12 protein-coding genes and 2 tRNA genes are annotated in these 12,481 nt (G+C 70.0%); 2 read left to right on the top strand and 12 right to left on the bottom strand.

Going from position 1 to position 12,481, the window contains the following annotated elements:
- The first annotated feature begins 25 nt into the window (after window positions 1–25).
- Together JOD46_RS01815 and JOD46_RS01810 are read left to right on the top strand one after the other, a co-directional pair.
- The gene (locus JOD46_RS01815; protein ID WP_204391213.1) at window positions 26–571 is read left to right on the top strand and encodes a hypothetical protein; all 546 of its coding nucleotides are present in this window, start codon (window positions 26–28) and stop codon (window positions 569–571) included.
- A gap of 550 nt (window positions 572–1,121) precedes the next feature.
- Complete coding sequence (locus JOD46_RS01810) at window positions 1,122–1,367, top strand: hypothetical protein (RefSeq protein WP_204391211.1); 246 nt, start codon at window positions 1,122–1,124, stop codon at window positions 1,365–1,367.
- Window positions 1,368–1,455: 88 nt separating this feature from the next.
- Here the strand turns inward: JOD46_RS01810 and JOD46_RS01805 are convergent, their stop codons facing one another.
- From JOD46_RS01805 to dnaN, 12 genes are all read right to left on the bottom strand, one after another.
- Window positions 1,456–1,899, bottom strand: coding sequence for an NUDIX hydrolase (locus tag JOD46_RS01805; protein WP_204391209.1), 444 nt, complete (start codon window positions 1,897–1,899; stop codon window positions 1,456–1,458).
- Between the two features lie 12 nt (window positions 1,900–1,911).
- Window positions 1,912–2,721: a class I SAM-dependent methyltransferase gene (locus tag JOD46_RS01800; protein WP_204391207.1), complete on the bottom strand. Its 810-nt coding sequence runs from the start codon at window positions 2,719–2,721 to the stop codon at window positions 1,912–1,914.
- The gene (locus JOD46_RS01795) at window positions 2,702–3,220 is read right to left on the bottom strand and encodes a tetratricopeptide repeat protein (protein ID WP_204391205.1); all 519 of its coding nucleotides are present in this window, start codon (window positions 3,218–3,220) and stop codon (window positions 2,702–2,704) included. The genes JOD46_RS01800 and JOD46_RS01795 overlap by 20 nt, the downstream gene beginning before the upstream one ends.
- Before the next feature lie 106 nt (window positions 3,221–3,326).
- Window positions 3,327–3,548 carry a hypothetical protein gene (locus JOD46_RS01790; protein WP_204391203.1) on the bottom strand — a complete coding sequence of 74 codons (222 nt, stop codon included), beginning with the start codon at window positions 3,546–3,548 and terminating at the stop codon, window positions 3,327–3,329.
- 164 nt (window positions 3,549–3,712) lie between these two features.
- Window positions 3,713–3,785, bottom strand: a tRNA-Ala gene (locus JOD46_RS01785).
- A 42-nt stretch (window positions 3,786–3,827) separates the two neighbouring features.
- A tRNA-Ile gene (locus JOD46_RS01780) sits at window positions 3,828–3,901 on the bottom strand.
- 68 nt (window positions 3,902–3,969) lie between these two features.
- Window positions 3,970–4,374: a DUF3566 domain-containing protein gene (locus JOD46_RS01775; RefSeq protein ID WP_204391201.1), complete on the bottom strand. Its 405-nt coding sequence runs from the start codon at window positions 4,372–4,374 to the stop codon at window positions 3,970–3,972.
- 5 nt (window positions 4,375–4,379) lie between these two features.
- A complete protein-coding gene (gene gyrA / locus JOD46_RS01770) occupies window positions 4,380–6,971 on the bottom strand; it encodes a DNA gyrase subunit A (RefSeq protein WP_204391199.1) in 2,592 nt (863 codons plus the stop codon).
- Complete coding sequence (gene gyrB / locus JOD46_RS01765) at window positions 6,961–8,976, bottom strand: DNA topoisomerase (ATP-hydrolyzing) subunit B (RefSeq protein ID WP_204391198.1); 2,016 nt, start codon at window positions 8,974–8,976, stop codon at window positions 6,961–6,963. Before gyrB ends, gyrA begins: the two co-directional genes overlap by 11 nt.
- Window positions 8,977–9,099: 123 nt before the next feature.
- Window positions 9,100–9,576, bottom strand: coding sequence for a DciA family protein (locus tag JOD46_RS01760; protein WP_307834869.1), 477 nt, complete (start codon window positions 9,574–9,576; stop codon window positions 9,100–9,102).
- Window positions 9,569–10,834 carry a DNA replication/repair protein RecF gene (gene recF, locus JOD46_RS01755; protein WP_204391196.1) on the bottom strand — a complete coding sequence of 422 codons (1,266 nt, stop codon included), beginning with the start codon at window positions 10,832–10,834 and terminating at the stop codon, window positions 9,569–9,571. Before recF ends, JOD46_RS01760 begins: the two co-directional genes overlap by 8 nt.
- Window positions 10,835–10,901: 67 nt before the next feature.
- A complete protein-coding gene (dnaN, locus tag JOD46_RS01750) occupies window positions 10,902–12,056 on the bottom strand; it encodes a DNA polymerase III subunit beta (RefSeq protein WP_204391194.1) in 1,155 nt (384 codons plus the stop codon).
- Window positions 12,057–12,481 lie beyond the last annotated feature (425 nt).

Raw genomic sequence — 12,481 nt, 5'->3', positions numbered from 1 at the left:
TCGCTGCACAACGATGGAGGTCGAGATGAGCCTGTCACGCAAGCGCCGCAAGGAACTCAAGCGACTGCGCAGCAGTGCAGAGGAACTGTGGGGGGACCAGCAGGACGTACTCGACCACGCGAGCAGGGTGGCGCGTGAGGCGAGCCGTCAGCTCAACCTGCTCACGCGCGAAGAGGTCGTCCCGCGCGTGCGGACCGGGTACGAGAGCTACGTTCGTCCCGGCGTCGACCGCGCGCGCGACATGGCCAGGGGTGCCGGCGAGTCGGTCGAGCGCGGGATCGGCGGGGCGCTCGGCTCGCTGCTCTCGATCGGCGACATCGCCAACGACGCCCGGGTGCGTCGGGCGCTCGAGCGCGTGGGGGCGAGCAAGGTCGTCGTGGAGAAGAAGGGCCCCGGCGTGGGCACCTACCTCGCGATCGGCGCCGGCGTGATCGCCGCCGCCGGAGTGGCGTATGCCGTGTGGCAGATGTTCCGCGCCGAGGATGAGCTCTGGGTGGCCGACGAGGAGCCGTCGACGCCCTCGTCCGGCGCGTCCGGATCCGCGGGCGCAGCGCCGTCCCCGGTGATCTGACCCCCTCAGTCCTCGACGGCCCCCGGTTCCGAGCATTCGGACCGGGGGCCGTCGTCGTCGACCCCCGCCGGGCTCAGGGCGCGCACTGATCTTCTCGATGAATCCGAATCGATGCTTGCGCGCGAGCCGCGAATGCCGATATGTTCGGTTCTCGGTCGTCCATCACGGGCGACAGCTGACGATGAGAGAGGGGGCGAGTCCCGATGACGATGATCGCGTATACCCACACTCCGATCCGCACGACGGGCGTCTCCCTCGTCGCGCCGCTCGGCGCCTGCTGACGTCGCGCGCACCGCGCTGACCACAGGTCCCGTCTCCGCCTGACGACGCCCCGCTCGCCCCGCGAGCCGGGCCCGTCCACCGGCATCCGTCCCCCGACGCGTCGATCACGACGCCGGGCCGCCGGTCTCCCATCGTCGATGCACCGCTCGTCGCCTTCGTGGCGACGGATGCCGCAGCGCCTCGCCGCTGGGAGCACGCACGTCACCTCCCGGCGCGCGCATCCGCTCGCGCCATCCGTCCGCACCACCCATCCCACGAAGGAACCACCGTGAATACCACACTCACCGCAACCGGTACGAGCTCGCAACGGGCCGACGCCATGCGTGCCGGGGCTGGCCGCCTGCAGGAGCGCCTCGCGCGCCGCGCCGGCCTCGCCCTGCTCGCATGGAGCCGCGCCGAAGCCGCACGACGCTCGCGTCAGGACCTGGGTGCCCGCGCCCAGCTCCAGCGCCGCGCCGAGCGCCTGCGCGACGAGAACCGCACCACGCTCACGCTGCTCACCAGGGCGCTCTGATCGCCATGCGAACCGCGCAGGAGCCGATCGGAACGGCCCCGTCCACGAATCGGACGGGGCCGTTCCCGCGTTCAGGGCACCTGCGGGATCACCCGCGCGGAGGCACGCCGTCGGCCGGCTGCTGCTCGTTCAGGCGCAATGCGATGTCGAGCAGGCTCACGCGCGTGAGCGAACCCACGTCGTCGAGTGGGAACCAGCGCGCCTCGTCGCTGGAGCCGCCGACCTCGTTGCGCAGTTCGCCGCCGACCACTCGCGCACGGTAGACCACGCGCATCGCGTACAGCGGCGCCGTGCCGTGGTGCCGCTTCGCCGCCGGCACGACCATCGTGTCGATGCCGAGCAACTGCTCGAGCTCGGCGTCGTAGCCGGTCTCCTCGCGGATCTCGCGGAGCGCGGCCTCGGCGGGATGCTCGGGCAGCTCGATGCCGCCGCCCGGCAGGGTCCACGCGGACCGACCGTGCTCGTTCCAGTGGGACAGCAGGATCGCGCCGTCGCGGATGATGACCCCGTACGCGGCGATGCGGATGTCCATTCCGCCACTGTATTACCCGGCGATGAGCTCGAGCACCCCGGTCCGGGCGTCGGACGGGCGGTGGATCCGGCATCGCCAGCCTGCGGAGCGCGCCTCGGCGGCGGCCGGCGCGAGCTGCGCGGCGTGCAGTTCCACGAGCACGCTGCCACCGTCCGTCATCCACACGGGAGCGTCGGCGACCAGGCGGCGGACCTGGTCGAGGCCGTCGCGGCCGCCGCCGACGAGCGCAGCCGACGGCTCGAACTCCCGCGCCTCGCGCGGCATGAGCGCGAGCTCGGACTCGGGCACGTACGGGGGCACCGCCGCGATCACGTGGATGCGTCCGGCGAGCTCGGCCGGAAGCCCATCGAGACCGTCCGAGAGGTGCACACCTGCCGTGGCGGGCAGGTTCCGGCGAGCGTATGCCAGGGCCGCGGGGTCGGCGTCGGCCGCGTGCACCATGACGGCGGCGACGGATGCCGCGACCGTCGCCGCGAGCGGTGCCACACCGCAGTAGGCCTCGAGCATGACGGGAGGGCGCCCGGCGACGGCAGCGTCGTGCGCTCGCACCCGACGCACCGCGAGGCGGGCCAGCCGCACGCTGCGCTGACGCGGCACGAAGACGCCGGGCCCGATGGAGAGCCGGAGCGCCCCGAACCGCACCCATCCCACCAGCGGCTCGATCGGCTCCCCTGCGATGCGGCGGAGGACGAGCGACTCGAGCTCCTCGTCGTCCGCAGCCGCGCCCGCGAGGATCGCGGCCTCCTCCTCGGCGAACACGCTGCCCGCCGCGCGCAGCCGAGCAGCGAGCCGGGCGAGCGGCTCAGCCCTCGGGTCGGCCATCGGCCAGCCATCCGGCGAGGCCCTTGAGGCCCTCGGCCCACCGGCCGAGGTCGGTCGCCTCGGCGTGGTCGGTCACCACGGTGAGCAGTTCGGCGAACGCGGCGTCGGACTCGCCGGCGTCGAGGTACGTCAGCCCGGAGAACACCCTGACCGCATCGGAGCCGGGGAACTCCGCGCGGGCTCGATCGAGCACGGCGCGCGACGCGTCGAGCTCACCGAGCCAGCGGAGCGTACTGGCGTACTGGCAGAGGCAGCGGCGCAGCACGTCGCCCTCGAGACCGAGCTCGAGCGCGCGTTCGTACAGCGGGCGCGCCTGCGACTCCTCGCCGGCGGTGTCGTAGGCGCCCGCCAGTTCGTAGGTGAGCACCGGATGGTCGGGGTGCGCGGCGAGCAGGTCCGCGAAGTACGCGATGGTGGGCGCCATGTCGGCGCGGTCCCGCTGCTCGTAGCCGAGGCGGATCGCGGCGTCGAGTTCGGGCGACAGCGGCACGGAGGGCATGAGGACGACCGTATCAACCTCATGCCGCGAGGCGGGAACGCGAGTCGGCGGCTCGGAGACCAGGTCCCGAGCCGCCGACGACGGTGCTGAGAAGTCTCGAAGGGCCTCAGTCGCCGCAGATGCCGCGGGCGGTGTCGTTCTTGCCCTGGCCGCCGAGCGCCTGGACGACCTGCCCGACGTTGGTGAAACCCGCGTAGCCCTCGGTGTTGATGAGCTTGTGGACGCCGCCGAAGCACGCGGCTTCGTTGGGGGCTGCCTGAGCCGGAACGGCGGCGAGGCCGACCGTCGCGAGACCGACGATGAACCCGGTGGCGAGAATGCGCTTCATTGGACTTCCCTTCTGTCGACGGGTGCGGAATCACCCGATACCTGTACTTCCGACAGCAGGGTGGGATCGGATGCACCTGGATGCAGATTTTTCGGGAAGCGGTCCGGGTGGCGCCGCGGAGGTCGGATCAGCCGGGAGCCGAGCTGGAACGTCGAAGTGAACTGTGGAGCCTAGGAGATTCGAACTCCTGACATCCTGCTTGCAAAGCAGGCGCTCTACCAACTGAGCTAAGGCCCCGTGCCGGATGCCGGGGGCACCCGTGGTGTGGAGTTATCGGAGTGGGGATACGAGGACTTGAACCTCGGACCTCTTCGTTATCAGCGAAGCGCTCTAACCGCCTGAGCTATATCCCCGGAATTCGGCCGAAGGACAGACTACCCGACCCCGCGGGGATCGTGAAATCGAGCCGAATCGGCGCGGGTCAGCTGTTGGTGAAGCCCACCAGGATGCCGCCCGTGATCTTGACGCTCAGGTTGTACAGCACCGCGACGACCGCGCCGAGCGCGGTCGTGACGACGAGGTTCAGCAGCGACACGACGATCGCGAAGCCCATCACGTTGCCGATCGAGAGGATCGAGCGCAGGTCGGTTCCGGCGCCCGCGACATCCTGCACCAGGCTGTTGAGGTTCTCGAACAGGCCCGTCGACTGCACGATCGTGAACACGAGGAACGAGGCCACGATGTTCACGACGGCCAGGCACACCGCGACGAGGAACGACAGCTTCACGGCCGACCAGAAGTCGATGTACACCAGGCGCAGGCGCACCTGCTTGGCGGGGGGCTTCCGGTTGGACTTGCCGGCGAGCTTCTCGGCGACACTGCTCATGACGGTCACTCCTCTCCTGCGGGCTCGGCCGCGTCGGGTTCGGCGGCTTCCTCCGTGAGATTCCGCTCGGAATTCTTCGCGATCGCGATGATGCGGTCGTCCGCGTCGAACTTCGCGAAGACGACGCCCATCGTGTCCCTGCCCTTGGCCGGGACCTCGGCGACGTCAGAGCGTACCACCTTGCCGCTGGCAAGAACCACGAGGACCTCGTCGGCGCCGCCCGCGATGAGCGCACCCGCGAGGGTGCCGCGCTCGTCGTTCAGCTTGGCCACCTTGATGCCGAGGCCGCCGCGCTGCTGCTTGCGGTAGTCCTCGATCCGGGTGCGCTTGGCGTAGCCGCCCTCGGTCACGACGAACACGTACGTGTCGCTCGGGCTGCCGCCGTTCGCCTCGTGCTCGAGCGCCGCCTCGTCGGATGCGGGCACGACCGATGCGGCGAGCAGTTCGTCGCCGGAGCGGAAGCTCATGCCCTTGACGCCCGAGGTCGACCGGCCCATGGGGCGCAGCGCCTCGTCGGTCGCCTCGAAGCGAAGCGACATGCCCTTCTTGGACACGAGCAGGATCTCGTCGTCCTCGTCGGCGAGCATCGCCGAGACGAGCTCGTCGCCCTCGCGGAGGTTGATCGCGATGACCCCGCGCGTGCGGCTCGTGTCGTACGCGGTGAGCTCGGTCTTCTTCACGAGGCCGTCGCGCGTGGCGAGCACGAGGTACTTCGCGACCTCGTAGTCGCGGATGTCGAGGATCTCGGCGATCTCCTCGTCGGGCTGCAGCTCGAGCAGGTTCGCCACGTGCTGGCCCTTGGCGTCGCGACCGGCCTCCTGGATCTCGTACGCCTTGGCGCGGTACACCCGGCCGAGGTTCGTGAAGAACAGCAGCCAGTGGTGCGTGGTGGTCACGAAGAAGTGGTCGACGACATCGTCGGCGCGCAGCTGCGCGCCGCGCACGCCCTTCCCGCCGCGGTGCTGCGAGCGGTAGCTGTCGCTGCGCGTGCGCTTGACGTAGCCGCCGCGCGTGACGGTGACGACCATCTCCTCCTCGGGGATGAGGTCCTCGACCGACATGTCGCCGTCGAATCCGGGGGCGATGTGTGTGCGGCGCTCGTCCCCGAACTTGTCGACGATCTCGCGGAGCTCGTCGGAGATGATGGTGCGCTGGCGCAGGGGCGAGGCGAGGATCTCGCGGTAGTCCGCGATCTGGCGCTCGAGCTCGGCCGCCTCGTCCATGATCTTCTGCCGCTCGAGGGCCGCGAGGCGGCGCAGCTGGAGTTCGAGGATGGCGCGGGCCTGCAGCTCGTCGATGTCGAGCAGCTCGATGAGTCCGTCGCGCGCGTCCTCGGCGGTGGCCGAGCGGCGGATGAGCGCGATGACCTCGTCGAGCGCGTCGAGCGCCTTGAGGTAGCCGCGCAGGATGTGCATCCGCTCCTCCGCCTTGCGGAGGCGGAACTCGGTTCGCCGGACGATGACCTCGATCTGGTGGTCGATCCAGTGGGCGATGAAGCCGTCGATCGAGAGCGTGCGGGGCACCCCGTCGACGATCGCGAGCATGTTGGCGCCGAAGTTGTCCTGCAGCTGCGTGTGCTTGTACAGGTTGTTCAGCACGACCTTGGCCACCGCGTCGCGCTTGAGCACGATCACGAGGCGCTGGCCGGTGCGGCCCGAGGTCTCGTCGCGGATGTCGGCGATGCCCGCGAGCTTGCCCTCCTTGACGAGGTCCGCGATCTTGATCGCCAGGTTGTCGGGGTTGACCTGGTAGGGCAGCTCGGTGACGACGAGGCACGTACGGCCCTGGATCTCCTCGACGTTCACGACCGCACGCATCGTGATGGAGCCGCGGCCCGTGCGGTAGGCGTCGTGGATGCCCTTCACGCCGAGGATCTGCGCGGCGGTCGGGAAGTCGGGCCCCTTGATGCGCTGGATCAGCGCCTCCTGGAGCTCCTCGCGGGATGCCTCGGGGTGCTCGAGCGCCCAGAGTGCGCCATCCGCGACCTCGCGCAGGTTGTGCGGCGGGATGTTGGTGGCCATGCCGACCGCGATGCCGACCGAGCCGTTGACGAGGAGGTTCGGGAACCGGCTCGGCAGGACCGTGGGCTCCTGGGTGCGGCCGTCGTAGTTGTCCTGGAAGTCGACGGTGTCTTCCTCGATGTCGCGCACCATCTCCATGGCGAGCGGCGACATCTTGGTCTCGGTGTACCGGTGAGCGGCGGCCCCGTCGTTGCCCGGCGAACCGAAGTTGCCCTGGCCGAGCGCGAGCGGGTAGCGCAGCGACCAGGGCTGCACGAGGCGCACGAGCGAGTCGTACACCGCGCTGTCGCCGTGCGGGTGGAACTGGCCCATGACGTCGCCGATGACGCGCGTGCACTTCGAGAACGCGCGGTCGGGGCGATACCCGCCGTCGTACATCGTGTAGATGACACGGCGGTGCACGGGCTTCAGGCCGTCGCGGACATCGGGCAGCGCGCGCCCGATGATCACGCTCATCGCGTAGTCGAGGTACGAGCGCTGCATCTCGAGATGCAGGTCGACCTGGTCGATGCGGCCGTGGATGCCGTAGCCCTCGCCGTCGCCGCCGGCGCCCGGGTTGATCACGTCAGATGTCAAGGAAGCGCACGTCCTTCGCGTTCTTCTGGATGAACGCGCGCCGGCTCTCGACGTCGTCGCCCATCAGGGTGGAGAAGATCTCGTCGGCTGCTGCGGCGTCCTCCATGGTGACCTGCAGCAGCGTGCGGGTCTCGGGGTTCATGGTGGTGTCCCACAGCTCCTGGTGGTTCATCTCACCGAGACCCTTGTACCGCTGCACGCCGTTCTCCTTGGGGAGTCGCCGACCCGCCGCCTGGCCGTCGGTGATCACCGCGTCGCGTTCGCGGTCGGAGTAGACGTAGTCGTGGTCGGCGTTGGACCACTTGATGCGGTACAGCGGCGGCTGGGCGAGGTAGACGTAGCCCATCTCGATGAGCGGCCGCATGTAGCGGAACAGGAGCGTCAGCAGCAGGGTGGTGATGTGCTGGCCGTCGACGTCGGCATCGGCCATCAGCACGATCTTGTGGTACCGGGCCTTCTCGGGGTTGAAGTCCTCGCCGATGCCGGTGCCGAAGGCCGTGATCATCGCCTGGATCTCGGCGTTGCCGAGCGCGCGGTCGAGCCGTGCCTTCTCGACGTTGAGGATCTTGCCTCGCAGCGGCAGGATCGCCTGGGTCTCGGGGTTGCGACCGGTCTTGGCCGAGCCGCCGGCCGAGTCGCCCTCGACGAGGAAGATCTCGGAGACGGTCGGGTCCTTGCTCGTGCAGTCGCTCAGCTTGCCCGGCATGCCGCTGGTCTCGAGGAAGCCCTTGCGCCGCGTCGCCTCGCGCGCCTTGCGCGCCGCGATGCGCGCGGTCGCCGCTTGGATGGCCTTGCGGATGATGTCGCGCGCCTGGGTCGGGTTGCGGTCGAACCAGTCGCCGAGTTGGTCGCCCACCACGCGCTGCACGAACGACTTCGCCTCGGTGTTGCCGAGCTTGGTCTTGGTCTGGCCCTCGAACTGCGGCTCCGACAGCTTGACCGAGATCACTGCGGTGAGACCCTCGCGGACGTCGTCGCCGGAGAGGTTGTCGTCCTTTTCCTTGAGGATGCCCTTCTCGCGCGCGTAGCGGTTCACGAGCGTCGTGAGCGCCGCACGGAAGCCCTCCTCGTGCGTGCCGCCCTCGTGCGTGTTGATCGTGTTGGCGTAGGTGTGCACGGACTCGGTGTACGCCGTGGTCCACTGCATGGCGACCTCGAGCGCGATCTTGCGCTCGGTGTCCTCCGTCTCGAACGAGATGATCTCGTCGTTGACGACGTCGGCCCTCTTGGCACGGTTGAGGTACTCGACGTAGTCGACGAGCCCGCGCTCGTAGAGGAACGTGTCGGTGCGCTGCGTGGGGATCGCGATGGCGCCGGTCGTGGGCGTGTCCTCGGGGTCGATCTCGACGTGGCCGACACGCAGGTCGGTCAGCGTGATGCGCAGCCCCTTGTTGAGGAAGGCGTACTGCTGGAACCGGGCGCGGAGTGTCTCGTAGTCGAACTCGACCGTCTCGAAGATGTCGGCGTTCGGCCAGAACGTGATCGTGGTGCCGGTCGCGTCGCTCGCCTCGTCCTGCGAGAGGGGCGCGTCGGGCACGCCCACGGTGTAGGACTGGCGCCAGACGTGGCCCTGACGCCGCACCTCGACATCGAGCCTCGTGGAGAGCGCGTTCACCACGGACGAGCCGACGCCGTGCAGGCCGCCCGAGACGGCGTACCCGCCGCCGCCGAACTTGCCGCCGGCGTGCAGCACGGTCAGCACGACCTCGACCGTCGACCGACCCTCGGTCTTGTGGACGTCGACGGGGATGCCTCGGCCGTTGTCGACGACGCGGATGCCGCCGTCTTCGAGGATCGTCACGTCGATGTCGGTCGCGTAGCCCGCGAGCGCCTCGTCGACGGAGTTGTCGACGATCTCGTACACGAGGTGGTGGAGACCCCGGGGCCCGGTCGAGCCGATGTACATGCCCGGCCGCTTGCGAACCGCTTCGAGGCCCTCGAGAACCTGGATCGCGTCGGCGCCGTATTCCGGCGCGCCCTGGGCCTTCGTCGGTTCCGCTGTCATGGGTGAATCGGGCTCCAAACCGTCGTTCTGGCGACCCTTGATCCTATCAAGTCCCGGCACCGGCCCGGAGGCTCCGCGCCGATCTGGGGCCTCGAGAGAGGGGAAGTGACCGATTTTGCCTTCTCAGCCGTAGGTGTCGCGCGGGCCGCGCCCTGGAACCGATCTGGGGCCCCTTTTCCAGGTGGGGGCATCCGGACCTTGGAAGCGGATGTTCTCCACACCCGCCCCGGGGTGCCGCTCGAGGATCGCCGCGAGGAGCTCGCCGCGCATCATCCGCAGCTGGGTGGCCCAGGCCGTCGATTCGCAGCGGACCTGCAGCATGCCGCCCTCGATCGCGATGGGCTCGGAGTGCCGGGCGATCTCGTCGCCGGCGATCTCGGGCCACGTCGCGAGCAGTTCGTGCTGCGAGAGCGGGCCGGTCCAGCCGAGTTGCGCGGTCAGCTGGTCGATCGCGGCGCCGAGCGGGCGGGGGTCGCGGCCCGGCGTGAACGGCTCGCTCCCCGACTCGCGCGTGCGCACGCGCACCCGGCCGGGGCGGATGCGCGGCTCGCCGCCGAAGATCTCGCGGAAGTGCTGGTAGGTGCGTGAGGCCTCAGACACCAGATGCCTCCGGCTGGGGTTCGCGCGCGGGCTCCGACGCGGCACCGGGCTCGCCTGCCGCCGCTCCGCCGTCGACCACGACGCCCGCCTCGATCCGGACAACGCGATGCGCGAGGGGCTCGGGCACATCCTCGAGCACCGCCGCGGTGATGAGCACCTGCTCGTAGCCGCCGATCGCGGCAGCCAGGCGCTCCCGGCGGAGTCGGTCGAGCTCGGCGAACACGTCGTCGAGCACGAGCACGGGGTCGCCCGTGGTCGAGTCGCGGCGGAGCAGTTCGGCCGACGCGAGCCGGAGCGCGAGCGCGAACGACCACGACTCGCCGTGGCTCGCGTAGCCCTTGGCCGGCAGGCCGTTGAGCAGCAGGAGCAGGTCGTCGCGGTGTGGGCCGGCGAGCGTGACGCCGCGCTCGAGCTCCTTGCGTCGCAGGGTCGCGAGTGCGGCGGCGAACCGATCGGAGGTCGGGAGGCGGTCGGGCGACGTGGCTCCGGCTGCCGCGTCGGAGACGCCGGCCGCGAGCGGCGCGGTCGTGCCATCCGCCCCCTCGTCGTCGGGATCGGCGCCGTCGATCGAGAGCACGGGGCGCAGTTCGGGCGCGTGGTCGGCGTCGACGATCGACCGGTACGCCGCGGCGAGCGGCGAGCGGAGCTCGGCGACGAGCTCGAGCCGGCGGTCGATGATCTCGGCGCCGAACTGGACGAGCCGCTCATCCCAGATGTCGAGGGTCGGCAGTTGCGCCGCGGCCAGGCCACGGGCGCGTGCGCTCTTGAGCAGCGAGTTGCGCTGCTTCAGCACGCGGTCGTAGTCGGCCATGACGCCCGCGAGCCGCGGGATCCGCTGCACGAGGAGCTCGTCGAGCAGGCGCCGACGCACCGACGGCTCGCCGCGCACGATGGCGAGGTCCTCCGGCGCGAACAGCACGCTGTGCGCGTAGCGCGGGAGGTCGCGGGGCTTGGCGGCCGCCCGGTTGACCCGCGCGCGGTTGGCGCCCTGCCGGTTCAGCTGGAGTTCGAGCAGCACCTCGCGGCCGCCGGACGCGAGGACCGCGCGGACCACCGCCGCGTCGGCACCGGCGCGGATCAGTGCCTGGTCGTTCGACACGCGATGCGAGCCGAGCGTCGCGAGGTAGCCCACTGCCTCGACGAGGTTGGTCTTGCCCTGGCCGTTGCGGCCCACGATGACCGTGGCGCCCGGCTCGAACGACAACTCGGCCGAGCGGTAGTTGCGGAAGTCGGTGAGCGAGAGCCTGGCGACGTGCACGGTGCGGCTCCCTTCTCGCGAACCTCAACGCTACCCGCCCGCACCGACAGCGCGGCGCGACTCCGGCTCAGCGCAGGAGCAGGTTCGGCTGCAGCAGGTAGCGGTAGCTGTCGGCGCCGGCCTGCTCGCGCGAGGTCTGGCTCGTGATCAGCACCGGGCCCGGCTTGTTCGGGTTCTCGGTCTTCGTGAACGAGATGCGCACGAACTCGCTCGGTACCGCCTGGAGGCCGTCGAGCAGGAACTGGGGCTTCAGCGAGACCACCGTCTCGTCGCCCGTCAGGATCGCGTCGATCGACTCGGAGGCCTGCGCCTGCTCGCTGCCGATCGCCTCGAGCGTGAGCCCGTCGGGCGTGAACGTGTACCGCAGCGCGGCCTCGCGCTCGAGCACCAGCGCGACACGACGCGTGGCCTCGATGAGCTCGGCGGTGTTCATGACCGCGTAGTTGTCGACGGTCTCGGGGAACAGCCGGCGCACCGGCGGGAAGTTGCCCTTGATGAGCAGACTGGTGACCGTCTTCCGGTCGGCCGAGAACGCGATCAGCTCGCGGTCGTCGCGGCTGGTCAGCGCGATCGAGATCGTGCCCGAGTGGCCGAAGGTCTTGCCGACCTCCTGCAGGGTGCGAGCCGGCACCAGGGCGGTGAGGGAGGCGTCGCCCTCGCCGGCCACGGCGCCGCCGTCCCAGTCGATCTCGCGGATCGCGACGCGGTAGCGGTCGGTCGCGACGAGGCTGAGGTTGTTCTCACGGACCTCGAGCTGCACGCCGGTGATGACGGGCGTGACGTCGTCGCGGGATGCCGCGACCGCGACCTGGGCGACGGCCGAGGCGAACTCCTCGGCTGGGACGACGCCGGTCTGCTCGCCGATCTCGGGGATGGAGGGGTACTCCTCGACCGGCATGGAGAGCAGGGTGAAGCTCGCGGATCCGCAGGTCACCGAGATGCGGGACTCCTCGGTCGACACGCGCACGGGCGCATTCGGCAGACGGCCGGCGATCTCGGCGAGGAGACGGCCTGACACGAGCACGGTGCCGGGCTCCTCGACGTCGGCCTGGATCTCGGTGCGCGAGGACACCTCGTAGTCGAAGGAGGAGAGCACGAGGCCGTCGTCGCTCGCCTGGATCAGCACCCCGGACAGGATCGGCAGGGTCGTGCGCTGCGGCAGCAGCTTGACGGCGAAGGACACGGCCTCACTGAAGACGTCGCGATTGACCTGGAACTTCACGGTTCTCCCGTCGTGGAGGGCTGGATCGGCTCCCATGCTATCCGGACGGTCAGCGCCGGTGCCGGGATTTCGCGGGTCGGGACGGTCGATGCGGCGACCCGTCTCCGGTCCTCCGCATCGACGCTGCACGCCGTTCGGGCGCGGTCCGCGTCCGAGGTTGTCGAGTGCCCCGGATTAACCCCTCTATCTCTTAACGGTGTTAACCGGTGTGGAAACTGTGGATGGTGTGCGGTGATCCCCGTGATCACTGGCGAAGGCGGCCCTCACGGCTGTGCACGGTGTGTGGAAACACGGCGCCGCAGCACGCTCCGGCCCCGAGCGGCCTTCGGAGTTCTCCACAAGGCGTCGAGCCGTCTCAACAATCGTGGCGCGGTTGCTCGTTAACAATCCACAGATTGTCCACACCTGTGTGGAATTGCCACAGC

It is taken from the genome of Agromyces aurantiacus (genome assembly GCF_016907355.1).
Lineage (GTDB): Bacteria > Actinomycetota > Actinomycetes > Actinomycetales > Microbacteriaceae > Agromyces > Agromyces aurantiacus.
This window is presented reverse-complemented; position numbering and strand designations above follow the sequence as displayed.